At 68.9% G+C, this 26,778-nt stretch carries 24 protein-coding genes; 2 read left to right on the forward strand and 22 right to left on the reverse strand.

The annotated features are described in order from the left end of the window. Window positions 1–94: 94 nt before the first annotated feature. The 15 genes from HV824_RS25055 to HV824_RS25125 all read right to left on the reverse strand — a co-directional run bounded on the left by HV824_RS25055 (window position 95) and on the right by HV824_RS25125 (window position 14,753). On the reverse strand, window positions 95–1,996 hold the full coding sequence (locus HV824_RS25055) for an ATP-binding protein (protein ID WP_176424422.1): 1,902 nt from the start codon (window positions 1,994–1,996) through the stop codon (window positions 95–97). Window positions 1,997–2,077: 81 nt separating this feature from the next. Then, the gene (gene rplS / locus HV824_RS25060; protein WP_163782362.1) at window positions 2,078–2,461 is read right to left on the reverse strand and encodes a 50S ribosomal protein L19; all 384 of its coding nucleotides are present in this window, start codon (window positions 2,459–2,461) and stop codon (window positions 2,078–2,080) included. A gap of 116 nt (window positions 2,462–2,577) precedes the next feature. Further along, complete coding sequence (gene trmD / locus HV824_RS25065; RefSeq protein ID WP_176424423.1) at window positions 2,578–3,321, reverse strand: tRNA (guanosine(37)-N1)-methyltransferase TrmD; 744 nt, start codon at window positions 3,319–3,321, stop codon at window positions 2,578–2,580. Beyond that, complete coding sequence (gene rimM, locus HV824_RS25070) at window positions 3,318–3,881, reverse strand: ribosome maturation factor RimM (RefSeq protein WP_176415573.1); 564 nt, start codon at window positions 3,879–3,881, stop codon at window positions 3,318–3,320. Before rimM ends, trmD begins: the two co-directional genes overlap by 4 nt. Further along, window positions 3,878–4,162: a KH domain-containing protein gene (locus HV824_RS25075; RefSeq protein WP_176415572.1), complete on the reverse strand. Its 285-nt coding sequence runs from the start codon at window positions 4,160–4,162 to the stop codon at window positions 3,878–3,880. Before HV824_RS25075 ends, rimM begins: the two co-directional genes overlap by 4 nt. A gap of 11 nt (window positions 4,163–4,173) precedes the next feature. Beyond that, a complete protein-coding gene (rpsP, locus tag HV824_RS25080) occupies window positions 4,174–4,434 on the reverse strand; it encodes a 30S ribosomal protein S16 (RefSeq protein ID WP_176415571.1) in 261 nt (86 codons plus the stop codon). Between the two features lie 90 nt (window positions 4,435–4,524). Further along, complete coding sequence (gene rlmN, locus HV824_RS25085) at window positions 4,525–5,661, reverse strand: 23S rRNA (adenine(2503)-C(2))-methyltransferase RlmN (RefSeq protein ID WP_176415570.1); 1,137 nt, start codon at window positions 5,659–5,661, stop codon at window positions 4,525–4,527. A 202-nt stretch (window positions 5,662–5,863) separates the two neighbouring features. Continuing rightward, the gene (gene ndk / locus HV824_RS25090; protein WP_140791557.1) at window positions 5,864–6,301 is read right to left on the reverse strand and encodes a nucleoside-diphosphate kinase; all 438 of its coding nucleotides are present in this window, start codon (window positions 6,299–6,301) and stop codon (window positions 5,864–5,866) included. 33 nt (window positions 6,302–6,334) lie between these two features. Beyond that, window positions 6,335–7,234: a succinate--CoA ligase subunit alpha gene (sucD, locus tag HV824_RS25095; protein ID WP_163782367.1), complete on the reverse strand. Its 900-nt coding sequence runs from the start codon at window positions 7,232–7,234 to the stop codon at window positions 6,335–6,337. A gap of 29 nt (window positions 7,235–7,263) precedes the next feature. Continuing rightward, entirely contained in the window at window positions 7,264–8,424 is a 1,161-nt protein-coding gene (sucC, locus tag HV824_RS25100) for an ADP-forming succinate--CoA ligase subunit beta (protein ID WP_163782368.1), read from the reverse strand. Window positions 8,425–8,698: 274 nt separating this feature from the next. Next, entirely contained in the window at window positions 8,699–9,508 is an 810-nt protein-coding gene (gene sdhB / locus HV824_RS25105) for a succinate dehydrogenase iron-sulfur subunit (protein ID WP_176424424.1), read from the reverse strand. A 44-nt stretch (window positions 9,509–9,552) separates the two neighbouring features. Beyond that, window positions 9,553–11,430 (reverse strand): succinate dehydrogenase flavoprotein subunit, encoded by a 1,878-nt coding sequence (gene sdhA, locus HV824_RS25110; RefSeq protein WP_176424427.1) that lies wholly within the window; start codon window positions 11,428–11,430, stop codon window positions 9,553–9,555. A 222-nt stretch (window positions 11,431–11,652) separates the two neighbouring features. Next, a complete protein-coding gene (gene mdh, locus HV824_RS25115; RefSeq protein ID WP_176415568.1) occupies window positions 11,653–12,597 on the reverse strand; it encodes a malate dehydrogenase in 945 nt (314 codons plus the stop codon). 31 nt (window positions 12,598–12,628) lie between these two features. Further along, complete coding sequence (gene icd, locus HV824_RS25120) at window positions 12,629–13,927, reverse strand: NADP-dependent isocitrate dehydrogenase (protein WP_176415567.1); 1,299 nt, start codon at window positions 13,925–13,927, stop codon at window positions 12,629–12,631. A 274-nt stretch (window positions 13,928–14,201) separates the two neighbouring features. Further along, entirely contained in the window at window positions 14,202–14,753 is a 552-nt protein-coding gene (locus HV824_RS25125; protein ID WP_176415566.1) for a HAMP domain-containing histidine kinase, read from the reverse strand. Window positions 14,754–15,160: 407 nt separating this feature from the next. On the opposite strand from HV824_RS25125, the gene HV824_RS25130 reads away from it, so the two are divergent. Both HV824_RS25130 and HV824_RS25135 read left to right on the forward strand, forming a co-directional pair. Continuing rightward, entirely contained in the window at window positions 15,161–17,311 is a 2,151-nt protein-coding gene (locus HV824_RS25130; protein ID WP_255208325.1) for a hypothetical protein, read from the forward strand. 5 nt (window positions 17,312–17,316) lie between these two features. Further along, window positions 17,317–18,063 carry a hypothetical protein gene (locus HV824_RS25135; RefSeq protein WP_176424425.1) on the forward strand — a complete coding sequence of 249 codons (747 nt, stop codon included), beginning with the start codon at window positions 17,317–17,319 and terminating at the stop codon, window positions 18,061–18,063. Window positions 18,064–18,140: 77 nt separating this feature from the next. Here the strand turns inward: HV824_RS25135 and HV824_RS25140 are convergent, their stop codons facing one another. The 7 genes from HV824_RS25140 to HV824_RS25170 all read right to left on the reverse strand — a co-directional run. Further along, window positions 18,141–19,766, reverse strand: coding sequence for a bifunctional 3-(3-hydroxy-phenyl)propionate/3-hydroxycinnamic acid hydroxylase (locus HV824_RS25140; RefSeq protein ID WP_176415563.1), 1,626 nt, complete (start codon window positions 19,764–19,766; stop codon window positions 18,141–18,143). Between the two features lie 659 nt (window positions 19,767–20,425). Further along, a complete protein-coding gene (menE, locus tag HV824_RS25145; RefSeq protein WP_176415562.1) occupies window positions 20,426–21,874 on the reverse strand; it encodes an o-succinylbenzoate--CoA ligase in 1,449 nt (482 codons plus the stop codon). Between the two features lie 27 nt (window positions 21,875–21,901). Further along, a complete protein-coding gene (menC, locus tag HV824_RS25150) occupies window positions 21,902–23,062 on the reverse strand; it encodes an o-succinylbenzoate synthase (RefSeq protein WP_176415561.1) in 1,161 nt (386 codons plus the stop codon). Window positions 23,063–23,071: 9 nt separating this feature from the next. After that, on the reverse strand, window positions 23,072–23,995 hold the full coding sequence (locus HV824_RS25155) for a 1,4-dihydroxy-2-naphthoate polyprenyltransferase (protein WP_176415560.1): 924 nt from the start codon (window positions 23,993–23,995) through the stop codon (window positions 23,072–23,074). Then, window positions 23,992–24,849 (reverse strand): 2-succinyl-6-hydroxy-2,4-cyclohexadiene-1-carboxylate synthase, encoded by an 858-nt coding sequence (gene menH, locus HV824_RS25160; protein WP_176415559.1) that lies wholly within the window; start codon window positions 24,847–24,849, stop codon window positions 23,992–23,994. Before menH ends, HV824_RS25155 begins: the two co-directional genes overlap by 4 nt. Beyond that, entirely contained in the window at window positions 24,840–26,609 is a 1,770-nt protein-coding gene (gene menD / locus HV824_RS25165) for a 2-succinyl-5-enolpyruvyl-6-hydroxy-3-cyclohexene-1-carboxylic-acid synthase (protein WP_176415558.1), read from the reverse strand. Before menD ends, menH begins: the two co-directional genes overlap by 10 nt. Next, the coding region (locus HV824_RS25170; RefSeq protein WP_176424426.1) for a chorismate-binding protein at window positions 26,593–26,778 on the reverse strand (186 nt) is incomplete at its 5' end. The genes HV824_RS25170 and menD, both read right to left, overlap by 17 nt.

Raw genomic sequence — 26,778 nt, forward strand, 5'->3', positions numbered from 1 at the left:
GCCTTCCCGTACTCCCGCCGCTCAGCCGCCGCCGCCCGTCGCATCCACCCCTCCACTGACGGCCCTCCGAATGGAGGCAACCCGCCACGTCGCCTCAGACGTTAACGGGGCCGTCCGACATCTGCGCGAAGCCCGGGTGCGAGGTGACGTGCAGCACCTGCGTCAGCGTGCCCAGGTGCTTGAGCATCCGGGCGATGAGGGGCAGCTTCACCTCCTCCATTCCCGTGAAGACGTCCTCCAGCAGGAAGGGACGCTTCACGCGGGCGCTCGCCTTCTCCACCACCGTCAGCCGCAGGGCCAGGTAGTACAGGTCCAGGTCCTTCGCGGGGAGCTCGCCCACCGGCACCCGCCGGCCCGCCGTCAGTGCGAAGGCCTTGCCCTCGCGGTCCCACTCGATGCCCTGGTACCGCCGGTCCGTGAGCGCGGTGAGGTACTGGACGCACCGCTCCTTCAGCATCGCCTGCGCGGACAGGAGGTCCGTGGTGAACACGTCCGCCGCCTGGGACAGCAGCACGGGCGACGGGTCCTCCAGCGTCTCCACGGGCGCGAAACCATCCGGGCCCGGCGCGGCCGGTGGCGGAGGCGCCTTGGCCAGGGCAATGGACTCCTTCAGCCGCCCCATCTCACGCTCCACCTCGCGCATGTCGCGGACGTAGGTGCCCTTCTGCGTCAGCTCGTCGTTGAGCGCCTCCGCCTCCGCCTTCAGCGACTGCACCTGGGCTGCCGCCGCGAGATAGTCCGGATCCGACTCCATCGTCTGCAACTGGTCCTGCAGCTCCGCGACGCGCGCGCCCAGCAGCTCCTTGCGCTCCAGGGCCGGGGCGATGCCGTCCAGTTCCTCCACGTCGAGCGCCTTCTGCGCCATGCGCAGCGGCGCGGCCTCCGCCTCGTACTCCTCGAGGATCTTCTTCTCCCGGATGTCGAAGCGGTTCTCCTTGCTGCCGTGACGCGTGGCCTTCTGCAAGTCATCCACGTAGCGCAGCGCCAGGAAGGCGGCGACGCCGAAGGCCGGGATGTCCAGCAGCGCCAGATAGCGGAAGGTCCGGTCCACACCGAAGCCCAGGCCCACGGCCAGCGCCAGGAACAGCACGCCCGCGCCCAGGCCAGCCCAGAACCCCGTGTTCCGCGTCAGGGGCGGCACCGTAGCGGGACGCGCCTCCGCCTCGTTCTCCCGGTCCGCGTTGAGGCGCGCCAGGGCCTCATCACGCCGGGCAAGCACCTTGGGGTGGCGCTTCAGGCGATTCACGATGTCCTGGGGCAACCCCAGGGACTCGGGCGTCGGCGCCGCGCGCCAGGCGGCCTCGGCCTCGGAGATGGCCACCTTGAGCCCCTCGGTGCCCTTCAGCCGCTGCTCGGCGTCGAAGAGCTGGGAGGCCACGCCGTCCGCCTTGAATTGAAGGCTGTCTACCTCCGTGGAGGCGACCAGCTCCTGCTCCAGCGCGCGCAGCTTCGCCTCGGCGGCGGGGATGTCTTCGGCGGGCAGCACCGTGGACGCGGACGCGAGCGACGGGTACCTGCCGGACGTCTTCGGGTCCACCTTCGCCGCGGCGGCAACGGGCCTCCTCGGGCGGCGCGAGGGGAGCTGCGCGGGCTGAAGGCAGTACACCTGCTCGAACGTGGTCTTCGGCGGCAGCCCCGCCTGTCCGCGAAGGAACTGGCTGATCTCCGACGCGTCCGACGAGACGAGTTCCGGCTGCTGCGTCGTGGCGTTCATCCGGTGCAGCGTCCCGGAGCCGCCCAGGTCGCGCAGCACGCGGTACGTCACCCCATCCACTCCGACGAACGTCAGGGCCGCCTTGCCCGACTTCGCACCGGCGGCAATGAAGCTGGCGTCACTACCGCGCCCGTCCGCGAAGAGTAGCGCGAGGGACAGGCCCGCCAGGGGGCTCGACTCCGCCGTGGGCGGCTTGAGGACGAGGTACCCCGCCTTCAGGGCAAAGCGACCGGCGGGGGAGAAACCGCGGACGTTCTGGACGGCGACTTCGGCGAATTGCATGGCCCGCGCATGTTAGCGCGAATGAAAAAAGGAGCGTCCGGGATCGGACGCTCCTTTTCACTGCCCAGGCGCGGGAAGCGCTCAGGAGGCCGCGGCGGCCTTCTTGGCCGGCTTCGGCTCTTCGATGACGTCGACGCGCGCCGCCTTGCCCTTGAGCTCACGGAGGTAGAACAGGCGCTTGCGGTTCACCTTGCCGCGCGACAGGACCTCGATCTTCTCGTAGCGGGGGCTGTGCAGCGGGAACACGCGCTCCACGCCGACGCCGAAGGAGAGCTTGCGCACCGTGAAGGTGGCGCGGTGGGCGCCCTTGGTCTTCCGGATGACGATGCCCTCGAACGCCTGCACGCGCTCCTTCTCGCCCTCCTTGACCTTCCAGTGGACGCGCACGGAGTCACCGGTGTTGAACACGGTGACATCCTGGCGCAGGAACTTGGCCTCGATGTGCTGAATGGCGGCGTTGCGCATGACAAACTCCGGAAAACTTGAACTGACGCGATGGTCGCGTGAAGAGCGGGCCGTACTAACAGAGAGCGCGGTGTCGGACAAGCCCAGATGATCCAACCCGCTAGCAACGCTCAGGGTTACAGCTCTTCCTCCCGCCGGGCCAGCAGTTTCTGGTCGGCCTTCGACAACTCCACGCCGGCATACAGGTCCGGGCGGCGCGCCTGGGTGAGCACCAACGACTTCCAGCGGCGCCAGCGGGCAATCCGGGCATGGTCGCCGGACTGAAGAGCGGCCGGCACCTCGACGCCCCGGAAGACAGGCGGACGGGTGTACTGGGGATGCTCCAGCAGGCCTTCCTCGAAGCTCTCCGTGACGGACGAGTCCACGTTGCCCAGCACCCCGGGCACCAGCCGCGCCACCGCGTCCACCACCGTCATGGCCGCCAGCTCGCCGCCGGTGAGGACGAAGTCACCCATGGACAGCTCCCCGTCGAGGTGCGCCATCACCCGCTCGTCCACGCCCTCGTAGCGGCCGCAGACCAGGATGAGGCCCGCCTCGTGACGGACCAGCTCACGCGCCGTGGCCTGGGTGAAGGTGGGCCCTCGGGGGCTCATGAGCAGCACCCGGGCGCCTGGCTGCCGCGCCCTGGCCGCCTCAATCGCGGCGACCAGGGGCTCCGGCTTCATCACCATGCCGGCGCCGCCGCCGTAGGGCGCGTCGTCGGTGACGCGATGCCTGCCCTCGGCGTACTCGCGGATGTCGGTGATGGTGGTGACCAGCAGGCCCTTCTCCTGGGCCTTCCCGAGGATGCTGGCCCCCAGGTAACCGGACACCATGCTGGGGAACAGCGTGAGGATCTCCACCGGATACGGTGGGCTCATTCCGCGTCCTCCGGGCCTCCACCCGACTCGTCGCCCTTGCGTCCCGAATCCACGTACTCCGGCGGATGGATGACGATGCGCCGCGCCTCGAGGTCCACGGAGGGGACGAACTCGTCCGCGAAGGGCACCACCAGCTCCTCGCGCCCGGAGGCGCGAATGACCAGGTTGGGGACCTCGCCGGTGGCCCAGATCTCCTCCACCCGGCCCAGCGCGTTCCCGTTGGCGTCCACGGCGTCGAGCCCCACCAGGTCACCCTGGAAGAACTCACCCTCCGCGGGAGGCTCCAGGTCCTCGCGGAAGACGAACACCTTGGAGCCCACGAGCGCCTCCGCGTCGATCCGCGACGCCACGCCCTCCAGGACCACGATGTCCTCCTTGGGCGTGGGCCGGAGCGACTCCAGCCGCATCTCCCGCTCCACACCGGCGCGCGTCCGCACCCAGATGCGGTCGACGGTGTCGAGCGTCTCCGACGCCGGATCCAACGCGCGAATGGCGACCTCGCCCCGCAGCCCGTGAGCGCGCGAGACGTAGCCCAACTCCAGGAGGGGACTGGCCGTCACTGCGTGGAATCCGGCGCGACCGGAGCGCCTGCCGCATTGCGCCGGTCGTCGAGAATCTCCAGGCGGACCTTCTGCCCGGACTTCTGTGCGGCGGCATTGAGCAGCGTCCGGAGGGCATTCACAGTGCGCCCGTCACGGCCAATGACCTTGCCGACGTCCTCGGCGGAGACCTTCAGCTCGAAGAGCCGGGCCCCTTCCGCTTCGGAAATGCGCAGGCTGACCTGGTCAGGATGATCGACCAGGGCCCGCGCCAGATAGTTGAGTAGCTGCTCCACGTCCACGCGGGCGTGGCTCAGACCGCGGGAGCGGGCTTGGCCTTGCCGGCGACCTTGATCAGGTCCGCGACAGTCTCAGACGGCGTCGCGCCAGTCTTCAGCCAGTAGTTGAGGCGCTCCTCGTTGAACTCCACCTTCGGCGGCTCCAGGTTCGGATCGTACGCGCCCACGGCCTCGATGAACTTGCCGTCCCGGGGGTTGCGGGAATCGGTGGCGACCACGTGGTAGTACGGCTTCTTCTTGACGCCCGCGCGGGCAAGACGGAGGACTACGGCCATTGAATGCTCTCCAACGAACAGGATACGTCTTAGGAAAGGGGTGGCGCTCTTAACGCCGCTCCCGCTGGATTGTCAAGGAAGCTCGGGACCTTATGTCGTACTCTCGGCCCCGACTGGTGTCTCGCCGCGATTGGCGAGCTGCCCGCAGGCGCCGGCGATGTCCCGGCCCCGGTTCCTGCGGATGTAGGCGGCGACATGGCCGTCCGCGAGGATGGCGCGGAATTCCTCCGCGCGCTCCTCGCCAGTGGTGTGGAACCCCAGGCCGGGATTCTCGTTGTAGGGGATCAGGTTCACCTTCACCGGGATGCCCTTGAGCAGGTCGATGAGCCGGTGCGCGTCCTCGTCCGCGTCGTTGAAGCCCTTGATGAGGACGTACTCGAAGGTGATGCGGCGGCCCTGACGCAGCGGAAACTTCCGGCAGGCGTCCAGCAGGGCCGCGATGTTCCACTTGCGGTTGACGGGCATCGTCTTGCTGCGCTGCTCGTCGGTGCTGGCGTTGAGGGAGATGGCCAGCTTGACGTCCGTCTCCTTGCCGAAGCGCTCAATCATCGGCACCAGCCCCACGGTGGAGACGGTGATGTGCCGGTGGCTGAAGTTGGGTCCATCCCCGGACTGAAGGATGGCGAGCGCCGTCTTGAGGTTCTCGAAGTTGTGGAGCGGCTCGCCCATCCCCATGAACACCAGGTTGGAGAGTGGGCGCAGCGTCTCGTGGCCCTCGTTCTTGCGGACCTCGCGGTTCACCGCGTGGACCTGGGCGACAATCTCGCTGGGGGTCAGGTTGCGCTTGAGCCCCATGGTGCCCGTCATGCAGAAGCCGCAGGCCATGGCGCAGCCCACCTGGGTGGACACACACAACGTCCGGCGGTCCTCGGTGGGCATGTAGACGGATTCGATGTAGCGCCCGTCCCGCGTCTTCCACCGGTACTTGATGGTGCCGTCCGTGCTGCGCAGCTCGCAGTCCTTCACCAGGGGGACGATCTCCGCCTGTGCCTTGAGCTTCTCGCGCAGGGCCTTGGAGAGGTCCGTCATCTCGTCGAACGAGGTGGCGCCGCGCTGGTGCAGCCAGCGGTAGAGCTGCGGGGCGCGGAAGGCGCGCTCACCCAGCTCCTCGGTGACGAAGCGCGACAGCGCCTCCAACGACAGGCTGGCCACGTCCACCAGCCTGGCGGGCGCGGGAGCCGGCAGCGGCTCGGTGACTGGCAGGGAAGTGGCGGAGGTCTCTGACATCGTCGTTGCCCTTAACGGTGGGCCCAGGGGCGTCCCTTCCCACATCTGGGCACGGCAAGTCAAAGGAGCCCATGCTCCCCTGCCCGCCCCATGGACACTCCCCGGCTGTGTCTCCTGAAAGAAAGAACAGCGGCCCGGGCCCGCGCCTTCTGGAGCACGGACACCGGGCCTGGGACGGCGGCCCCGCCAGGGGGCCGGCTGGCTACTTCTGGTACGGGTAGGCGTGGATCTCCGTCTCCCGGAAGAAGTACGCGATTTCAATCTTCGCGTTCTCCAGGCTGTCGGAGCCGTGCACCGTGTTCTTGTCGATGCTGGTGGCGAAGTCCTTGCGGATGGTGCCCTCGGCCGCCTGCGCGGGGTTGGTGGCGCCCATGATGTCCCGGTTGCCCAGGACCGCGTTCTCACCTTCCAGCACCATCAGGACCACCGGGCCGGAGATCATGAACTGCACCAGGTCCTTGAAGAAGGGCCGGGCCTTGTGGACCGCGTAGAAGCCCTCGGCCTGCGCCTGGGACAGCTGCTGCAGGCGGATGGCGACCGGCTTCAGCCCCTTCTCCTCGAAGCGGCTGATGATCTTCCCGATGACGCCCTTCTCCAGGCCGTCCGGCTTGATGATGGACAGCGTACGCTCGATAGCCATGTGACTGGCTCCTTCTCGTGTTTCCGTTGGGGTTTAGCGCTTCTTCGGAGCGCCCCGCTTGAGGGCCTCCTGAAGGGTGGTGCCCAGCTCGGCGGGGCTGGCGGCCATCAGGATGCCCGCGGCCTCCATGGCCTTGATCTTCTCGGTCGCCGTGCCCTTGCCGCCGGAGATGATGGCGCCAGCGTGGCCCATGCGCTTGCCCGGGGGCGCGGACTGGCCCGCGATGAACCCGGCGATCGGCTTGGTGAACTCGCGCGCGACGTACTCGGCGCCCTGCTCCTCGGCGTCACCGCCGATTTCGCCAATCATGATGACGGCGTCGGTGTCCGGGTCCGCGTTGAAGAGCTTCAGCACGTCCACGAAGTCCGTGCCGTTGACCGGGTCACCGCCGATGCCCACGGCGGTGGACTGGCCCAGGCCCAGTTGGGTGAGCTGGTGCACGGCCTCGTAGGTCAGCGTCCCGGAGCGCGACACCACGCCGATGCGGCCCGGCTTGTGGATGTGGCCCGGCATGATGCCGATCTTGCACTGCGCGCCAGGGGTGATGACGCCCGGGCAGTTGGGGCCCACCAGGCGGACGCCAGGCTTGCCCTGCAGGTAGCGCTTGGCGCGCACCATGTCGTTGACGGGGATGCCCTCGGTGATGGCGATGATGAGGGACACGCCCGCGTCCGCGGCCTCCATGATGGAGTCAGCGGCGAAGGGCGGCGGCACGAAGACCACGGACGTGTTCGCGCCCGTCGCCTTCACTGCCTCGGCCACCGTGTTGAACACGGGGACCTTGCCCTCGAAGGTGGTGCCGCCCTTGCCCGGAGTCACACCGGCGACGAGCTTCGTGCCGTACTCGAGCATCTGCTTCGCGTGGAACGAACCCGCCGAGCCGGTGATGCCCTGGCAGAGGACCTTCGTGTTTTCGTTGACGAGGATGGCCATGGCGTTCTTTCAGGAAAGGGTGCGCGGGACTACTTCGCCGCGGCGACGGCCTTCTCCGCCGCCTGACGCAGGTTGTCCGCCGGGGTGATGGCGAGGCCGGAGTTGCTCAGCAGCTCCTTGCCCTTCTCCACGTTGGTGCCTTCCAGCCGCACCACGAGCGGGACCTTGAGCTGGACCTCCTTCGCCGCGGCGATGATGCCCTCGGCGATGACGTCGCACTTCATGATGCCGCCGAAGATGTTGACCAGCACCGCCTTCACGGCCGGGTCCGCCAGGATGAGCTTGAAGGCCGCGGTGACCTTCTCCTTGTTGGCGCCGCCGCCCACGTCCAGGAAGTTGGCCGGGCTGCCGCCCACCAGCTTGATGGTGTCCATGGTGGCCATGGCCAGGCCCGCGCCGTTCACCATGCAGCCGATGTTGCCGTCCAGCGCGATGTAGGCCAGGTCCCACTCCTTGGCCTGGATCTCACGGGGCTCCTCTTCGGCCAGGTCGCGGTACTCCAGCAGGTCCTTGTGCCGGTAGAGCGCGTTCTCGTCGAAGGTCACCTTCGCGTCGAGCGCCACCACGCCGCCATCCTTCAGGATGACCAGCGGGTTGATCTCCACGAGCGAGGCGTCCGTGTCGATGAACATCCGGTACAGCGCCGAGCAGAACTGCGCGAACTTGTTCACCGTGGGGCCCGACAGGCCCAGCCCGAAGGCCAGCTTGCGGCCCTGGAAGTCCTGGAAGCCCACGGCCGGGTCCACCGACTCGCGGAGGATCTTCTCCGGGTGCTTCTCCGCCACCTCTTCAATCTCCACGCCGCCCTCGCGAGAGGCCATGAAGGTGATGCGGCTGGTGGCGCGGTCCAGTGTCACGCCCAGGTACAGCTCCTGGCCAATGGCCAGGCCTTCTTCGATGTAGACCTTGTGGACCGTCTGGCCTTCCGGCCCCGTCTGGATGGTCTTGAGCTTCATGCCAAGCATCTGCTTGGCCAGCTCCTTGGCTTCCGCGGGGCTCTTGGCCAGCTTCACGCCGCCGCCCTTGCCGCGGCCACCCGCGTGGATCTGGGCCTTCACGACGACCACGGAGGTGCCGAGCTCCTTCGCGGCGGCCTCCGCGTCATTGGCGGAAACGGCGAGGATGCCCTTCGGCGTGGGCACGCCGTACTTCCGGAAGATTTCCTTGCCCTGGTACTCGTGGATCTTCATCGAGGCTCCGGTGGAGACGAGGGAGACAGCCTGAACAGAGGCGTCAGCGCCGGGCCCTCATTGCGCAGAAAGGGACGGAGTGCAAGACCGTTTGACCCCGGTGCACCTGCACCGTCCGACAGGGTGCATGGCAGATAATCAGGGATGTCCGCGAAGATGAGCCTTCCTTCACCGCGGCTGGCCCAACGGCGACGGCCCCGCCCGGCGCCTCAGGTGGACGCCGGCCCGGGGCCGCTTGAAGCCAGCGAAGGCCAGGAAGTCGCGGGCGAGCGCCCTACCCCGGACCGCCGCCGTGGCCCTTGGGGGACTCGTCCTGGAAGAAGATGTCCTTGATGGTGAGCTTGGTCACCTCGCGGTTCATCACCGCGATGGACGTGACGAGCGGAATCTCCTTCGGGCAGACCTTCACGCAGTTCTGCGCCTTGCCGCAGTCCTGCACGCCGCCGGGCCCCATGAGCGAGCGCACGCGCTCCTCGGAGTTCATCTTGCCCGTGGGGTTCATGTTGAACAGGCGGGCCTGGCTGATGGCCGCCGCGCCCACGAAGTCGTTCTCCTGCGTCACCTGGGGGCACGCCTCCAGGCAGCTGCCGCAGGTGATGCACGTGGACAGCACGTACATCACCGACTGGTCCACGGGCGACTGGCGCTGGCCCGGCCCCAGGTTGTGCGTCCCGTCGATGGGCACCCAGCCCTTGATGCGCTTGAGCGCGTCGAACATGCGGTCGCGGTTCACCGTGAGGTCCCTCACCACGGGGAACTTGCTCATGGGCTCCAGCGTGATCGGCTGCTCCAGCTTGTCGATCAGCGCCGAGCAGGCCATGCGCACGCGGCCGTTGATGTTCATGGCGCAGCTGCCGCAGATCTCCTCCAGGCACGCGGCGTCCCAGATCACCGGGGCGACGCGCTTGCCCTCCACGGTGACGGGGTTGCGCTGGATCTCCATCAGGCACGAGATGACGTTGGCGCCCTTCACATAGGGGACCTTGAACTCATCGAAGTGGCCTGGCTTCGCGGGATCATCCTGCCGCCAGATGCGGAAGGTGATGGTCTTGGTGGTGACAGCGGATGCCTGTGCAGTGTCCATGTGGCTCGACCCTTCACTTCCAAATCAGTTGAATGGTTCCCGTCTCAGGCGTACCAGCGCGGCTCGGGGTCCAGCACGGGCGTGGGGATGTCCTCGTAGTGGATCTTCGGGCCGGCCTCGCTGTACGTCGCGACGGTCGTCTTCGCCCACTTCTCGTGGCGCGCGCGCCACAGGCTCATCCACTCCGGATCCTGCGTCGGGTCCTTCGTCTTCGGCTCGGGCAGCGAGAAGTCCGGCTTGTAGTGGGCGCCGCGGCTCTCGTCGCGGAGCAGCGCGCTGGTGGCGATGACCTCACCCAGCTCGAACATGTTCCACAGCTGGTTGGTGTACGACAGCGCGCGGTTGGCCACGTTGCCCGTGTCCAGCACGTTGACGTTGTTCCAGCGCTCCTGGAGCTCGCGGATCTTCTCAATCGTCTTCTTCAGACGGTCGTTGTAGCGCACGACGGTGCAGTTCTCCGTCATGGTGTCGCCCAGCTCCTTGGCGAGCCCGTACGGGTTCTCCGTGCCGCTCATCTTGATCATGGTGGCGAACCGGTCCTGCCAGTACTGCTTCGCGGCCTGGAAGTGCTTCTCCGGCATCGCCGCGGCGCTGGTGCCCTGGCTCTTGGCGAAGGACGCCATGGCCGGGCCGCCGATCATCCCGGAGTAGATGCACGACAGCAGCGAGTTGGCGCCCAGGCGGTTCGCGCCGTGGAAGGCGTAGTCCGCCTCGCCCGCGGCGTAGAGGCCGGGGATGGTCGTGGACTGGTTCTTGGGGCTGCCCTCGGCCGGCGTCAGCGTCTTCGCGTCGGCCTCGAAGTTCACGTACAGGCCGCCCATGGAGTAGTGCATGCCCGGGAAGATGACCATGGGCACCTTGCGCGGGTCGTCACCGACGAACTTCTCGTAGATCTCCATGACGCCCTTGATCTTGGCGTCGAGCACCGCCGCGGGGATGTGCGTGACGTCCAGGTACACGCCGTCCCGGCCGTTGATGCCCATGCCCAGCTCGCGGCAGACCATGAAGATCTCGCGGGTGGCCACGTCGCGCGGCACCAGGTTCTTGTACTTGGGGTACTTCTCTTCCAGGAAGTACCAGCGCTCCGCCTCCGGGATCTGCTGCGGCGCCCGCGTGTCGCCCTTCTTGCGGGGCACCCAGACGCGGCCGCCCTCGCCGCGCACCGACTCGCTCATCAGGCGCAGCTTGTCCTCGCCCGGAATCGACGTGGGGTGCACCTGGATGAACTCACCGTTGGCGTAGCGCGCGCCCTCCATGTAGGCGCGGCCCGCGGCGGTGCCGGTGTTGATGATGGAGTTGGTGGAGCGCCCGAAGACGATGCCAGGGCCGCCCGTGGCCAGGCAGACGGCCTCCGCCGGGAAGGTGCGGATCTCCATGGTGCGCAGGTCGACCGCCACGCTGCCGATGCAGCGCCCGCTGTCGTCCTTCACCGTGCCGAGCCACTCCCAGTACTCGTACTTGGTGACCTTGCCCTCGGCCTCATAACGGCGGACCTGCTCGTCCAGCGCGTAGAGCAGCTGCTGGCCGGTGGTGGCGCCGGCGAAGGCCGTGCGGTGGTGCAGCGTGCCGCCGAAGCGGCGGAAGTCCAGCAGACCTTCCGGGGTGCGGTTGAACGTCACGCCCATGCGGTCCAACAGGTAGATGATGCCGGGCGCGGCATGACACATGCCCTTCACGGAGACCTGCTCCGCGAGGAAGTCGCCGCCGCGCAGCGTGTCCTTCACGTGGATGTCCGGGTGGTCACCCTCGCCCTTGGTGTTCACCGCGCCGTTGATGCCACCCTGGGCACAGACGGAGTGGGAACGCTTCACCGGGACGAGCGAGAGCACATCCACCTGGTGGCCCGCCTCAGCGAGCTTGATCGTCGTCATCAGCCCGGCGAGACCGCCGCCCACCACCGTGAACCGCGCTGCTGCTGCCATCATCGTCTCCTTGACTGCCGGACGCCGGACACTGCTCGGTTGAGCCGGCCCGCCAGGTGGCGCGCCAGGGCCCGGACGTCCCGTGCGAGTTCTACAGGCTAGTTAACTTGGTGAAAACGCGCTGCAATCATGGCGTCCGGGGCAATTAGCCCGCGTCATCCACGGCATCAGACACAGGGCCCGCCGGGTCTCCCCAGCGGGCCGCACGTGGCCGTCCAGCGACTACAGCTTGACGGAGTCGACCGTCTTCTTGACCGACTGGAAGGACTTCTCCAGCTCGGCCTTCTCACCGTCGTTCAGCTCGACGGTGTGGATCTTCTCCACGCCGCCCGCGCCGATCTGCACGGGGACGCCGAAGAAGTAGCCGCTGATGCCGTACTGGCCCTCCAGCAGGGCGGCGGCCGGCAGCACGCGCTTGCGGTCCTGCAGGAAGCTCTCCGCCATGGCGATGGCGGAAGCGGCGGGACCGAAGTAGGCGCTGCCCGTCTTGTACAGGCCCACCAGCTCCGCGCCGCCCTCACGGGTGCGCTTGATGATGGCGTCCAGCTTGTCCTTCGCGATCAGCTGCGTCAGGGGCACGCCGCCCACCGTGCTGTGGCGGACGAGCGGGACCATGTCGTCGCCGTGGCCGCCCAGCACCAGGGCCTCCACGTCGCGGATGGACGAGCCGAGCGCCTCGGCGACGAAGCACTTGAAGCGGCTGGTGTCCAGCACGCCCGCCATGCCCGCGACCATGTGCTTGGGCAGACCCGAGATCTTGTGGAGCGCGAACACCATCGCGTCCAGCGGGTTGGCCACGTTGATGACGAAGGCGCCCGGGGCGTGCTGCTTGATGTTGCCCGCCACGTCCGTCATGATCTTCAGGTTGATCTCAAGCAGGTCCTCGCGGGACATGCCCGGCTTGCGCGGCATGCCGGCCGTGATGATGATCACGTCCGAGCCCGCCACGTCCTTCCAGTCGGTGGTGCCCTTCACGCGGCAGTCGTAGCCGTCGACCGCGGCCAGCTGGTTGATGTCCAGCGCCTTGCCCTTGACCAGCCCCTCGGCCGCCGGGATGTCGTACAGGACCACGTCACCGAGCGACTTCTGCACGGCGAGCAGCGCCAGGTTGCCGCCGATCTGACCGCCGCCGATGAGGCCGATCTTCTTCTTGCCATTCTGAGCCATGGATTCGCCTCTCCTGGGTCCCCAGAGGGGACTACATGTTCTTGATGATGGCCTGCCCGAACTCGGAGCACTTGACCTCGGAGACGCCGCTCTGCCCTTCCTGCTTCATCAGGCGGGCGAAGTCGTAGGTCACCGTCTTGCTGGCGATGGCGCGGTCCATGCCCTGGATCATCAGGTCGGCCGCCTCGTGCCAGCCCAGGTGCCGGAACATCATCTCACCGGAGAGGATGACCGAGCCCGGGTTCACCTTGTCCTGATCCGCGTACTTGGGCGCCGTGCCGTGCGTGGCCTCGAACACCGCGTGGCCCGTGACGTAGTTGATGTTGCCGCCCGGCGCGATGCCGATGCCGCCCACCTGCGCCGCCAGCGCGTCCGACAGGTAGTCGCCGTTGAGGTTCAGCGTGGCGATGACGTCGAACTCGTCCGGACGGGTGAGGACCTGCTGAAGGGTGATGTCCGCGATGGAGTCCTTGATCAGGATCTTCCCGGCGGCCAGCGCGGCCTTCTGCTCCGCGTTGGCGGCGTCCTCGCCCTTGGCGGCCTTGGTGGCCTCCCACTGGTCCCAGGTGTAGACCTTGTCACCGAACTCCCGGGCGGCCAGCTCGTAGCCCCACTTGCGGAAGGCGCCCTCGGTGAACTTCATGATGTTGCCCTTGTGGACCAGCGTGACGCTCTTGCGCTTGTGGTCCACGGCGTACTGGATGGCGGCGCGGATCAGCCGGTCGCTGCCCTCGTGGGACACCGGCTTGACGCCCAGGCCCACGTCGGCCGGGAAGCGGATCTTCCCGAACTCCTTCGGGAACTCCTGCTTCAGGATGCCCAGGAACTTCTCCGCGGCGGCCGTGCCGGCCTCGAACTCGATGCCCGCGTAGATGTCTTCCGTGTTCTCACGGAAGATGGTCATGTTGACCTTCTCCGGCGTCTTCACGGGGCTGGGAACGCCCTTGAAGTAGCGCACGGGACGCAGGCAGACGTACAGGTCCAGCATCTGCCGCAGGGCCACGTTCAGCGAACGGATGCCGCCGCCCACCGGCGTCGTCAGGGGGCCCTTGATGCCCACCAGATAGGTGCGGAACGCCTCGACCGTCTCTTCGGGCAGCCAGCTGTTGACCGCCTTGAAGGACTTCTCGCCGGCCAGGACTTCGTACCAGGCGATCTTCTTCTTGCCCTTGTAGGCCTTCTCCACCGCGGCGTCGAACACCGCCTGGGACGCACGCCAGATATCGCGGCCGGTGCCGTCTCCCTCGATGAAGGGGATGATCGGGTTGTCCGGGACGGACAGCTTGCCGCTCTGCAGGGAGATCTTCTCTCCGGATGACGGGGGCGCCATGGATGTGCTCCTGAGAAGGTGTGACCGTGTAAGAATCGGCGCGGGATAGTCGAGAACCCGCCCCGCGACGTCAAGGAGTTTGGCCACGGGCCGACGCGGAACGACTTATCGGAGCCAGCGGCCGGGCGCGGAATAACGGCCCGTCCCCGCACGTGCACGAAACGACACGGCCGGCACTCCCGGCGGCGCAACGAAAAAGGAGGGCCAGGCACTGGTGGCCCGCCCTCCTCTACCTCTTCAGTGGATCAGCGGCGGGCATGACGGCCCGCCCGGACTACCAGCTGGACATCCCCGGCGCGGGCAGCTCCACCGTCACGGTGATGCCGGCGACCGCGCTGCTGGCCACCTCCAAGGTGCCCCCCATGGACTCCGTCAGCTCACGGGCCCGGGCCAGCTTGCGGTGCAGGGGCCCCACCAGCATGGGCGACAGGAAGACGGCCTGGAGCTCCCGCGCGGACAGCGACGCCCCCGCGACCTGGACCTGGAAGCGAGGCGGCAGGTCCCCGAAGTCGTCCGCGGAGTCCACCACCACACGAACGCCCTGCCCGTTCGAGGCATCCGCGGCGTGCGCCAACAACAACAGCAGCACCTGCTGCAGCCGCCGGTGACTGACATTAGCGGGGACCGGATCCTCAGGAAGCTCCAGCGAAACCTGGACTCCTCGCAAGCGGCGCGTGGCTGAGAGGAGTTCCACCGCGCCGCCAACGACCTCCGTGACATCCACTCGGAGTACGTCTGGCGAGTCCACCGGCATCAGGCCCGTGGCACGGCCGTGAACAGGCGCCTGGCGTTGCTCCGAGGCCTGCGTCCCTCCCACAGCGTTCACGACAGCACTCATCCCTCACACCTCCCGCTCGCTGTACTGAGGGAACTCTAACGAGCCGGTCTGACGAACGCCATTTCACTACGAGAAAGTACGCACAGCCTGCCAGACTTATGACATTACAGCCGCGCAGCATCTTCGCCGTATGAGTGTGCCGTCGCGGTGAATCGCTTCGTAAGACTTGGAAGTAGGTGCTGTCACCTACGACCCACGGACGTCCATTCCGCCAGCCAGAAAACAGCCTGACTGCACAAATCCGATTTGACTGTTCCTCGGAAATCCGTATGATGCGGACCTATAGCGATTCGCCGCCTAACGCAGCACCGCTGGAGCGAGGAGGAACAACCGTGCTTGCACTTTCGACGACTGCATCTGGGGTTCCTCAGCACCGGAGAAGGGGGCGCCTGTTCATGGAAGGGGGAAACCCGCTCTCCGACCGTCGGTCGGTCGAGTTCCGCAGTCGTGACGCGCTGTTCAACGTGATTCCGCTGCCGCCCGCCGAGGCCGCGCTGGATGATTCGGGCTACTCCCTGCACGGGACGGGCGCGGATGCCATCACCTGCTCCGTGGGTACGCCGGACGGCGCCATGGGCGTGGTGACGCGGCTGAGCCCCACCGTGGTGTGGGTGATGCCCACGGGTGAGGTGGACACCTCCGACGCGCGCGGCCTGCCTGTCTATCTGTCCGGCCGTGGCGTGACGCTGGGCCCCATCCGGGGCGCCTTCATCCGCACGGACGCGGACACGGCCGGGTCCCCGGTGGGGCTGCAGCTGGTGAACGTCTCGCTGGAGCAGGGCCGTCAAATCCTGGCGCTGCTGGCGGATGCGCTGAAGCGGGGCGTCGCGGTGCCGGCCGCGTCTGCCCTTCCGGTGCAGGACACCATCGACGAGTCCGAGCGCATCCGCGCCATCCTGGTGGCCATCAGCACCGCCGGCAACAAGGGTGTGCTGCGCCGCATGGGCCGCACCGTCCGCCTGGTGCTGGAGCGCTACAACGCGGAGACGGAGCAGTTGGAGTGGCACGCCGAGGACCCGGTGACAGACTGGGGTGAGGCGCCCTACGACATCGACGTCATCGGCCACAACAGCGCGTACCGCATGCGCCTGGAGGTGGGAGCGCCGGACGGCCAGCGCTTCACGTCGCCGCTGCCCGACGTCCTCTTCCGCATCCGTCACCGTTGGCACCGCCGCACGCCCGCGCCCGAGGGAGTGCGCGTCACCTTCCACCACCCGCTGTGGCGCGAGCAGGGGGAGATGGAGCGCGCGGCGATGGACCTGTCCTTCTCCGGCATGTGCATCCGCTGCCGCCCGGAGGACCTGCTGTTCCCGGGGCTGCTGCCGCCCCTGCTCGAGCTCCACACGCCGGACGGCCAGTCCATCAGCCTGCGCGGTGAAATCCGCTACGTCACCAGCGCGCGCGCCGACGGCACCGTGCTGTGTGGCTTGAGCGTGTCACCCTACTCTTCCGACGAGGCGCGCTGGGTGCGCTTCGTCTCCCAGACGACCAACCCCAACACCTGCACCAGTGACGTGCAGGAAGAGGGGCTCTGGGATGTCTTCACGCTGTCTGGCTTCTTCAGCCTGGCGAACAAATCCTCTCAGGAATTCGACGCACTGAAGCAGGCCTTCAGCCACATGGCCAAGCGCGCCGCGGAAGTGCCGCAGCTCTTCTGCCAGGCCGTGTGGCCTTCCGAGCGCGGCCCCGAGGCGACGCTGTCCATCATGAAGTCGTACCGGCACACCTGGATGGGACACCAGGTGGCCAAGCGCCCGGGCAAGCCCGCCCTCAAGGGGCTGGAGCCGGGCCGCATCATGCACGACCTGTACGTGCGCTGCTTCGAGCACCCGCAGAGCGACCCCGACTTCCGCTGGGCCGTGGCCTACGTGGAGGGCCTCAACCCCTGGATCGCGCGCGCGCACGTCCGCTACGGCGAGCGGCACATGGCGGCGAACCCGGAGCTGGCCTTCACGCGCAAGATCCACATGATGGACGTCTACACGCACGAGCAGACGGGCCGGCTGCACGAGGGCATCACCATCAGCCCCGCCACCTCCGCCGAGCTGACGCTGTTGACGGACCACATCGCCCACTCGCGCCCGTCCTGCTACGTGGAGGCGCTCGACTTCACGCGCGACCGCATCGACATGCGCGCGGTCCAGGGCCAGTGGAACACCTTCGGTTTGGAGCGCGAGCGCGAAGTCCTCATCGCGCGCCGCAATGGCGTGGCCCTGGGCGCCGCCGTCCTGGAGCTGGGCCAGCCGGGCACCAATCTCTACAGCCTGCTCGACATGGCACGGCTGTTCCCCCTGAGCGACGCGGGGCCGTCCACCTACGTCGCCTTGGTGGATGCGGCACGCCGTTGGTACGCCGCCCGCCACCGCCGCTCGTTCCACTATCTCTGTGAGGACGACGGTGGGCAGTACGTACAGGACGCCGGGATTCATGCAGGTCCGGACCCGTACATGTGGATCATCTCCGCGAAGTTGATCCCCGACTACCTCGAACACATCAGTGAAGTGTCCATCGGGCGCCGAAGCGCCCCCAACTCTCGCCAGGGATAACGAACATGAGCAAGCCACTCGTGGAGGAGCTGTACACGCCCAACCTGACCGCCGTCCGTGAGCGCATCAAGACGGACCCCAGGCTGAAGGTGCTGCTGGACGACAAGGCGGACCCCGCGCTCTTCGAGGCCTTCCTCATCACCTGGAACTCGCTGGGCGTCTACATGACGGAGCCGGTGGACGGGTGGATTCGCCGCGCCGGTGAGGCCACCGTGAAGGTGGGCCTGGACGACGTGGGCCAGAAGCTCATCGCCCACGCCAAGCACGAGGCCGGCCACCACCTGATGATGGTCGAGGACACCAAGCACCTGGTGGCCCGCTGGAACGAGCGCCGCAGCCCCAAGCTGAACGTCGAGGAGCTCCTGGCCCAGCCGCCCACGCAGGCGATGAAGGAGTACCGGGAGATTCACGAGAACACCATCACCGGCGAGATGCCCGCCGCGCAGGTGGCCATCGAGTACGAGATCGAGGGCCTGTCGACGGTGCTCGGCCCCGTGATTATCGAGCAGGCCAAGAAGGTCTGTGGCGAGGAGATCCTCCAGGGCATGTCCTTCCTCAAGGATCACACGGAGATTGACGTGGGTCACACCGCGCTCAACGAGGTGATGCTCGACAAGCTCCTGGCCCAGGTGCCGGACAAGGCGCCCATCATCGCCAAGACGGGCGCCAGCGCGCTCGACATCTATCTGCGCTTCATGGGCGACTGCGTGGAGCGTGCCGGGAAGCTGGTCCAGTCCGCCGCCGCGGCCTGAGCCTCCCCGCGCCCCCCACGTCACGGTCGTGTGGCGCCCCGGCCCGGGCGCCTGTTGTCTTCCCGTTGCCGCGCGCCTCAGCCCGCCCGCCGGACCTCCGCGCCTTTCGGACGCGAGGGAGGGCGGACGCGGCCCTTGAGCGAGCCCAGGAGGTGGCCCCGCTTGCCGCCTCCCGCGATACCGAACACGTAGCGGTCCGGCCGGAGCACCACGAGGTCGGCCGCGTACCGCGCGAACCAGGCGCCCAGGCGGCCGTCCAGGTCCACCAGCGTGTCCGCCCCGCCGGTCCCCGCGCGGTCGGCGGCGGCCACCCGCCACCAGCGGGCCCCGAGCTCGTCCGCCAGGGCCCGTGCCTCGCGCTGCGCTTCCTGGGAGGCGCCTGGGCGCGTGAGCACCACGAACCCCTCGCCCAGGCAGTCATCCAGCAGCGCCGTCTCCCCGTCGGGCCGCTCCACGCGCGGCTGCGGGAAGTAGGAGCCCTCCGGCACGTCTCCCTTCTCGCGTTGGGCGCCATGCATGAAGCCCCGGCGCAGCGGCATCTCCGGCTTCACCTTGTAGTCGCGGATGAAGTCACCCATCACCGGCAGCCGGTACATCACCTGGATGAGCGCGTTGCGGACGCGAGCCATCACCCGCCCGCCCGACATCATCACCCGGCCCATGGCGTCCGAGCCGCGAATCACCTCCGACACGTGGCCACGCCGCTCTTCCTCGTAGGTGTCCAGCAGCGACGCATCCGCCGCGCCCGTGAGCACCATCCCCAGCTTCCAGGTCAGGTTCGCCGCGTCCCGGAGACCCGCGCAGAGCCCCTGCCCCAGGAACGGCGGCATCAGGTGCGCCGCGTCGCCCAGGAGGAACACGCGGCCTACCCGCCACTGCGCGGACATGCGGCTGTGGTACGAGAAGATCTTGACGGATTCGAGCTCCACCGAATCCGGGTCCAGGTAGTAGCCAATCAGCCGCCGCACGTTTTCGGGCGAGCGCGCCGCCTGCAGGTCCGCATCCGGCTCCAGGATGATGTCGAAGCGAATCTCGTTCGGCGCGGTGCGCGCGATGAAGCCCCGGCGCACGGGGCCACACAGGTAGCTGGTGAAGTCCGGTTCGGGTGAGGACGTCTTCACGGTGATGGCCAGCGAGTGCTCCAGCGCCGTCGTCCCCACGAGCGTCAGGCCCAGTCGCCGGCGGATGGAGCTGTGCGAGCCGTCGCACGCGAGCAGGAAGCGCGCGCGCACGTTGACGGCTCGCTCCCCCGCGACCTCCTTCACGCGGGCGGTGACGCCCTCTTCGTCCTGGACGAAGGACTCCACCTCGTGGCCCAGCCACAGGTCCACATGCGGGAAGCGCTTCAGCCCCTGGCGAAGCGCCGATTCCATGCGCGGCTGCTGGAAGAAGGCCGCGGGCACGTAGCCGAACGGCCGGTCCAACCGCGTGAAGTCCACCTCCGCCAGCGAGCGCAGCGAGTCATTCAGGTACTGCAGCCGCTTGCACGGATAGAAGCCCGCGCCCAGGTCGCCCACCAGCCCCGTGGACTGGAAGATGCGCTGGCCCTCGTCATCCACGCTGATGGCGCGGGACTGGCCATGAGGCGTGACTTCACGCTCCACCACCAGCGTCCGAATCCCCTGCTGCCCCAGGAGGTTCGCCGCCATCGCTCCCACCGGACCACTGCCCACGATGATGACATCAACGGACTCCGGAGCCATCTCTCCCTCCCGTTGCGAGAACACGTGCTGAGCTGCCGTTGAGGCGTTTCGATATCAAAATCCCTCGTGCGGTGTCTCTTCAACTCTTCAACGACGGGCGTGGAAATCCTTGCATGTTTGAGTTTTGACCTTGGGAGTGAAAGGTTGCAGCCGCATCAGCAATGGCGAGGGGTTCCCGGCGCGGATGGCGCAAGACTGTCCACGCGTCCCAGGTCCGCGCAGGAAATGCGGGCCCCTCCTCGGAGGGCAGGCAGTCACGCGGGAATACGACAGCCCGGAGTGGCTTTTGAAAGATGGCGACCATGTCTCCGGGTTGAGACGACGACCCTTGTCGGGAAATCGCCACTGATTGCCAGCTTCAACGCGCGGCGTCGTGATTTTCGTGACTTGAAAAGGTCGGATGTGTCCGAACACTGCGGCGCGAAGGAGCACGCACATGGAATGGCTTGAGTTCTCCTGTTGGTCCCCGGAGGTCGAAAAGCAACTGGCGATGCAGGCGGCCCGACTGGGCACCTTCGAACATCGGGGCGCGTCGGCCTCCCGTCGGTCCGGGGCGGCCACCACCGTGTCGGCCACCTGCCGACTGAGCACCGTCCTGCGGCAGTTCCCTCGGACCAATCCCTGGGGCCACCCCGTCTCGGAGTGCTGAGCTCCGTGGGTCAGCGTCGGGCGTGCCGGCTCAGGACGGTGCGCTCGACCTTCCCCATGGCGTTGCGAGGCAGCGCGTCCACCCAGACGAAACGCGCGGGCGTCTTGAAGCCCGCCAGGGACTGACGGCACCACGCCGCCAGTGCCTCTTCCCCGGGTTGCGGCTGTCCCGGGCGCGGCGCGATGTAGGCCACGGGCACTTCGCCCCAGCGGCCGTCCGGGAAGCCCACCACGGCGGCTTCCTGTACCGCGGCGTGATTGACAAGCACCGCTTCCACCTCCGCCGGGTAGATGTTCTCCCCACCCCGGACGATGAGGTCCGTGCGGCGAGACAGCACGGTGAGCCGTCCCCGCCCATCCAGCACTCCCACGTCCTTCGTGCGCAGCCAGCCGTCCCGAACCGCCTCCAGCGTGGCCTCCGGACGCCGCCAGTACCCGGCCATCACGGTGGGCGCGCGCACCTCGATGTCGCCCTCCTCCCCTGGGCCGAGGACTTCGCCCCCCACGCCGACGATGCGCACCTCGACACCCGGCAACGGGACGCCGGCGGTGCGGCCGTCCGCCTCGTCCGGGCGCTCGGTCGTCACCTGTGAGCAGGCCTCCGTCAGGCCGTAAGTCTGAAGGGCGCGCAGGCCCGCGGCGCTCGCCCGCGCGAGGAGCGGCACGGGCACCGGACCTCCGCCTATCAAGGCCAGGGCGAAGGAGTCCGGCATGCGCCGCCCCCCCCGCGCGTCGAGCACCCGCTCCAGCGTCGTGGCGACGAGACTCACATGGGACACGCCCTCCCCGTCGATGGCCTGGTTGGCCGCATCGGCGTCGAAGCGCTCGTGCAGGACGAGGCAGCCCCCCTCGTAGGCGGTGCGGGTGAGCATGGCGATGCCCCCCACATGGAAGAGCGGCAGCGTGCCCAGCCAACGCGGGGCTGGATGCGCCCCCAGGTTGGCCGTGGACGCCCGTGAAGACGCCCGGAAGTTGCCCTCCGTCAGCACGGCCCCCTTGGGCCGGCCCGTCGTCCCGCTGGTGAAGAGCACGACCCGGGGTGATGAGGACTCCAGGGACTGACACGTCGAAGCGTCCGTGGAGGCGGCCTCCGCGAAGGACTCGAGTGGCCGCGCCCCCGGGAGTCGCTCCACCAGGGCGCCCAGCGCCAGCGTCAGGCGGGGCTGGAGGTCCTCCACCATGGGCGCCAGCTCCGCGGCCGTGAGCCGGGCATTGAGCGGCGCCAGCACCGCGCGCAGCCGGCCCAGCGCCCAGAAGAGACACACGGAGGCGGCGTGGTTCGTCGCCAGCGAGGCCACCCGGTCCGAAGCTCCAACACCCTCCGCCTGGAGTGCGGCCACCCACCGGGCGACTTCCGCATCCAGCGCGCCGTAGGACCAGGAGCGGCCCGCGAACGTCAGGGCCTCCGCCTCGGGATGACGGCGGGCGCCTTCTCGAATGGGACACACCAGGACCGGCATTCCGTCACCTTGGGGCTTCTTTGGCCGTCACACCCAGGACAGGGAGCTCAGACCGAGCCCCGGGGCGCTCGACAGGGAGATGACGCCTCGCCGCGGATGGTACGGGTGTCCTTCTGGCTCCTTCACCAGCAAGCGCCCCACCGCGAGCCCGGAGGCCAGCGCGCCGGAGGGCAGCGCCGCCGCGAGGTGTGCCGCGCCAGCCCGAGCGACCACGCCATCCATGGAGCTGGTGACATAGGCCTGCATCCCGAGCCGCGCCGCGCGCATCGCGACGACGAGGCACGGCAACAGCCCGCCCAGCACCATGGGCTTCAGCACCACCGCGCCCACCGCTGGCCCACCGCCCAGCAACGGGTCCACCGTCAGCAAGGCCCGGAGCGCATCGGGAGAAGCCAGGGACTCGTCCGCGGCCACCGGGCATGGGGCGCGGCGCTGAACGCGCCAGAGCGCCGCGAGGTCCTCCGGCGGCGTGGGCTGCTCCACCAGCTCCAGGCCATACCAGCCCAGCCGGTCCAAGGCGCGCTTCGCGTCGGGCTCGGACCAGCCGCCGTTCGCGTCCAGGCGGAGCTTCACGTCCGGCCCCACCGCGTCGCGCACGGCCTTCACGCGCGCCTCGTCGGCGTCCAGCGGACGGCCGGCGACCTTCAACTTCAAGGTCCCGAAGCCCTCGGCCACGGCATGACGGGCCTCTTCCGCCAGGGCCTCAGGGGTGTCGGCGCCCAGCAGCGCGTTCACCGCCACCTCCGTCCGAGCCTCCTCCGCCAGCAGCCAGCACAGCGGCACACCCTGGCGTTGCGCGAGCAGGTCCAGCAGCGCCAGCTCCAGCGCGTGCTCCGCGGCCGGCATGGGGCCCGCTGGCGTCACCTGCCGTGCCCGGATGCGCACGCCGTCGCCTCGCGCCACGGCGGGGGGAAACGGCGACAACGTGTCCTCGATGGCCCGGACCGAGTCACCCAGGAACTGGCCCTTCAGCTCGGACAGCCAGGCGTTCAGCGTCACGCCGCAGTCCTCGAGCGACTCGGTGCCGAACGCCGGTAGCGGCATCGCCTCGCCCAGGCCCTCGCGCCCCTCCTCGTCGACGAGGCGGATGAGGAAGCCTTCTCGCGCCGCGTGCACCCCTTGAGAGGTCTTCAGGGGCTGGCGCAGCTCCAACCGGAGGGGAATGAGCGAAACCTGGGCAATCCGCATGGTCTCACATCATCGCAGGTAGAGGCCCAACGCGAACAGCACGCCAAACACGAGCTGCAGTCTGGCCGTGGACCCCAGGGCCGGATTCAACGCCGCCCCCTCCTGCTTCAGCACCCGCCGCAGCGGGGAAACCGCCAGGGGCAGGCTCAGCAGGGACAGGAACACCCAGGGGCTGGCCAGCTTCAGGGCGTACATCGCGAAGGGCGTGGCGTACGACAGCACCAGCAGGAGGAGATACTCCGCCTTCCCCACGCCCGTGCCGAAGCGGACCGCCAGGGTGCGCTTGCCGGCCTTCACGTCCGTCGTCACGTCGCGCAGGTTGTTGACGACGATGAGCATGGTGCCGCTGGCGCCCACGGGCACCGCCGCCCACCACGCCGCCGGGTCCACCGTCCCCGCCTGCACGTAGTAGGTCCCCGTCACCGCCACCAGGCCGAAGAAGATGAAGACGAACACGTCTCCCAAGCCGTTGTAGCCCAGGGGGAAGGGGCCGCCCGTGTACGCGTAGCCGCACAGCAGCGACGCCAGGCCAATGGCGATGATGGGCCAGCCGCCCACCGCCACCAGGTACAGGCCCACCGCCGTGGCCAGCGCGAAGCACACGCCCGCACCCGCCAGCACGGTGCCCGGCGCGATGAGGCCACTCTGCGTCACGCGCTGAGGGCCCAGCCGCTCGTGTGTGTCGGCGCCCTTCTTGAAGTCGTAGTAGTCGTTGATGAAGTTGGTGCCAATCTGGATGAGCACCGCGCCCAGCAGCGCCGCCAGCGCGGGCAGCAGGCGCCCCACGCCCGAGCCGAACGCGAGCCCCGTGCCCACCAACACCGGCGCCAGCGCCGCCGTCAGCGTCTTGGGACGCGCCGCCATCACCCAGTGCTTCACCCCTGGACGGGGCTTCACCGACAGCGGGCCCGACGCCGGAACCGACGTGCTCACGACGTCACCCGTCCCTCGCTCACGGCCACGGGGCTGTCGAACTGCGGGGCCTCGTACCAGGGCGTCTGGAGGAACCCGAGGACTTCACGGGCATACGCCTCCGGCGCTTCCAGGTGCGGCGCGTGGCCACAGCCCTCGAAGGCGTGGCGCCAGACGACCGGCAGCTCCGTGGCCATGCGGCGGGCAAGCTGGGTGAACTTCGCATCCAACGCGCCCGTCAGCAGCAGCGTGGGCAGCCGCTGGGCGTGCAGCTCGGGCCAGAAGTCCGGCTGAACGCCCAGGCCCAGGCACTCCAGCGCGCCCGCGAGCCCCTCCGCCGTGCAGGCGCGGCGCTGGGAGCGCAGCGCGTCCTTGCGCTCCCGCGGAAGCTGGCGCAGGCCGTCGAACAGCGGCAGTTGCTCCCAGCGCTCCACGAAGGCGTCCACGCCTCGCGAACGGATGAAGGCCACAAGCTGTCCGTCCGCCTCCCGCCGGGCCGCGCGCTCCTGGCGCCGGTGCAGCCCGGGCGAACCACTCTCCATGATGAGCCGGCCGAAGCGGTCCGGCGCGCGCACCGCCGCCGCCAGCGCCACGCGAGCCCCTTGCGAGTAGCCCAGCAGATCCACGGGCCCCAGGCCCAGCGAGTCCACCAGCGCGACGAGCGCGTCCACCGTCTCCACGAAGGCCTCACGCCCCCGCTGGTCCGGCAGCGGCGTGGCCCCATGGCCAGGAAGGTCCACCGCCACCGCGCGCAGGTCGCGGCCCAGGAGCGGACGCAGCCCGTCGAAGGCCCTGCGGCTGCCAGTGAAGCCGTGCAGCAACACGAGCGGACGGGAGCCCTCACCCCACGTCTCGTAAGCCAGCTTCACGCCCATGGTCCTTCTCCCAGTGAGGCCGCCATTCGAGCGAACAGCCGCCGGTGCTCATCCACATTCGCGGTGCGGTCCACGCGCACTTCCACCAGGTGGAGCCCGCCCTCCAGGCCCTCGCGCACGGCCGACCTGAGCGCGACGGGCGTCCGCGGCCGATGGAACCGGGCCCCGCCCAGCGCCGCCGCGTGGGACAGGTCCACTCCGTGCGGCGTACCGAAGAGCGTCTCGAACGTGTCCCGAGGCGCGGCCTGGGCGATGGGGAGGAACGAGAAGATGCCGCCCCCGTCGTTGTTCACCGCCACCACCGTGAGCGGCACCCGCGTGCGCGACGCGGTGACGAAGGCCCCCACGTCATGCAGCAACGCCAGGTCCCCCGTGAGCAGCACCGCGGGTCGGCCCGCCGCCGCCGCCATGCCGAGCGCGCTGGAGACGATGCCGTCAATCCCGTTGGCCCCCCGGTTGGCCAGCACCCGCAGCGGCACCGCACCCGCCGGGGCGAAGGCGTCCAGGTCGCGGATGGGCATGCTGCTGGACACGAAGAGCGGCGCGCCCGCGGGAAGCGCCGCCACCACCTCGCGAGCGATGCGTGGCTCGGAGAGCATGTCGGCCTGCTCCGCGAACGCGGCCTCCAGCGCCGTGTGTACCCGCTGCTCCGCGGCCAGGAAGCCTCGCGCCCACGGTCCCACGCCGCGCGCGAGCCCTCGCGTCAGGGCCTCACAGGCCGCCACCGCCGAGCCCTCCACCACCGTGGACGCACGGTGCGCCGGGTCGAACAGCCCGCCCCCGTCGCTGAAGAGGACGATGTCCGCGCCAGAGCCGTCCAGCCACTGCTGCGGCGCCTTCGGCGTGAGCCCTCCACCGAAGCGCAGCACGAGCTCCGGACGGTGCGCCTTCGCGAACGGCGCGTGCCGCAACATCGCGTCGTAATAGGACAGCGTGAGCGGGCCGCCGCCATACCGCGCCTGCGAGGTGGACTCGGCCAGCACGGGGTAGCCCGTGGCCTGCGACAGCGCGCTGATGGCCGCCGCGAAGCCATCCGTTTCATCGCGCGGGCCACACACGATGACGCCGCGAGGGGTCGCGGCAATCCGGCGACGAACCTCGTCCAGGGTGGCCGCGTCCGGCACCGGCTCCGGCGGGACGATGCGCGTCAGCGGCGCACCAGCGCGGCCTGACTTCGCGAGCGCGCTCAGGGACGCCTCGGCGAAGGGCTCGGCGATGGGGGCCAGCGGCTCGCGGAACGGGACGTTGAGCTGCACGGCGCCACGCGGCGCGCGCCACGCGCTGACGACCGCGCGCGCAGCGGTGGCGCGCAGGTGGATCAACGCCGCGTCATGCGCCTCCGGCTGCCCCAGGTCCGCGTAGAAGCGGGCGTGCTCTCCGAAGAAGCGCGCCTGCGGCACCGTCTGCGGCGCGCCCCAGCCCTGAAGCTCCAGGGGCCGGTCCGCCGTCAGCACCACCAGGGGAACCTGCGACAGCGCGGCCTCGATGACCGCCGGGAAGAAGTGCGCGCCCGCGGTGCCGCTGGTGGCCACCACCACCGCCGGCGCGCGCGACTGCTTCGCGAGCCCCAGGGCGAAGAAGCCCGCGCTGCGCTCGTCGATGACGGACCACGTGCGCAGCCCCTCCGTCCCGGCGCAGGCCAGGGCCAGGGGCGATGACCGGGAACCCGGGCACACCACCGCGTGGCGAACACCACCGCGCACGAGCTCTTCCAGCAACGCGCGCGCCCACAGCACGTTGAGGTTAGCGTCGGACGACATCCCCGCCTCCCAAGGCCCGCAACATGGCCAGGCTCTTCATCTCCGTCTCCCGCCACTCCGAGTCCGCGTTGGAGCCAGCCACCAGCCCCACGCCGACGAACAGCCGGGCCTTCGCGCCCTTCACGCGCGCCGAGCGCAGCGCCACCATCAGGTGCGCCCGCCCAGGCCC

It is taken from the genome of Myxococcus sp. AM009 (assembly GCF_013372605.1).
GTDB classification, from domain to species: Bacteria; Myxococcota; Myxococcia; order Myxococcales; family Myxococcaceae; genus Myxococcus; species Myxococcus vastator.

Bases quoted from the DNA above. Each gene is read 5' to 3' on its own strand.
- HV824_RS25055 (WP_176424422.1), bottom strand. From the start codon at position 1,996: ATGCAATTCGCCGAAGTCGCCGTCCAGAACGTCCGCGGTTTCTCCCCC.
- rplS (WP_163782362.1), bottom strand. From the start codon at position 2,461: ATGCGCAACGCCGCCATTCAGCACATCGAGGCCAAGTTCCTGCGCCAG.
- trmD (WP_176424423.1), bottom strand. From the start codon at position 3,321: ATGAGCCCACCGTATCCGGTGGAGATCCTCACGCTGTTCCCCAGCATG.
- rpsP (WP_176415571.1), bottom strand. From the start codon at position 4,434: ATGGCCGTAGTCCTCCGTCTTGCCCGCGCGGGCGTCAAGAAGAAGCCG.
- rlmN (WP_176415570.1), bottom strand. From the start codon at position 5,661: ATGTCAGAGACCTCCGCCACTTCCCTGCCAGTCACCGAGCCGCTGCCG.
- ndk (WP_140791557.1), bottom strand. From the start codon at position 6,301: ATGGCTATCGAGCGTACGCTGTCCATCATCAAGCCGGACGGCCTGGAG.
- sucD (WP_163782367.1), bottom strand. From the start codon at position 7,234: ATGGCCATCCTCGTCAACGAAAACACGAAGGTCCTCTGCCAGGGCATC.
- sucC (WP_163782368.1), bottom strand. From the start codon at position 8,424: ATGAAGATCCACGAGTACCAGGGCAAGGAAATCTTCCGGAAGTACGGC.
- sdhB (WP_176424424.1), bottom strand. From the start codon at position 9,508: ATGGACACTGCACAGGCATCCGCTGTCACCACCAAGACCATCACCTTC.
- sdhA (WP_176424427.1), bottom strand. From the start codon at position 11,430: ATGGCAGCAGCAGCGCGGTTCACGGTGGTGGGCGGCGGTCTCGCCGGG.
- mdh (WP_176415568.1), bottom strand. From the start codon at position 12,597: ATGGCTCAGAATGGCAAGAAGAAGATCGGCCTCATCGGCGGCGGTCAG.
- icd (WP_176415567.1), bottom strand. From the start codon at position 13,927: ATGGCGCCCCCGTCATCCGGAGAGAAGATCTCCCTGCAGAGCGGCAAG.
- HV824_RS25130 (WP_255208325.1), top strand. From the start codon at position 15,161: ATGGAAGGGGGAAACCCGCTCTCCGACCGTCGGTCGGTCGAGTTCCGC.
- HV824_RS25135 (WP_176424425.1), top strand. From the start codon at position 17,317: ATGAGCAAGCCACTCGTGGAGGAGCTGTACACGCCCAACCTGACCGCC.
- HV824_RS25140 (WP_176415563.1), bottom strand. From the start codon at position 19,766: ATGGCTCCGGAGTCCGTTGATGTCATCATCGTGGGCAGTGGTCCGGTG.
- menE (WP_176415562.1), bottom strand. From the start codon at position 21,874: ATGCCGGTCCTGGTGTGTCCCATTCGAGAAGGCGCCCGCCGTCATCCC.
- menC (WP_176415561.1), bottom strand. From the start codon at position 23,062: ATGCGGATTGCCCAGGTTTCGCTCATTCCCCTCCGGTTGGAGCTGCGC.
- menH (WP_176415559.1), bottom strand. From the start codon at position 24,849: ATGGGCGTGAAGCTGGCTTACGAGACGTGGGGTGAGGGCTCCCGTCCG.
- menD (WP_176415558.1), bottom strand. From the start codon at position 26,609: ATGTCGTCCGACGCTAACCTCAACGTGCTGTGGGCGCGCGCGTTGCTG.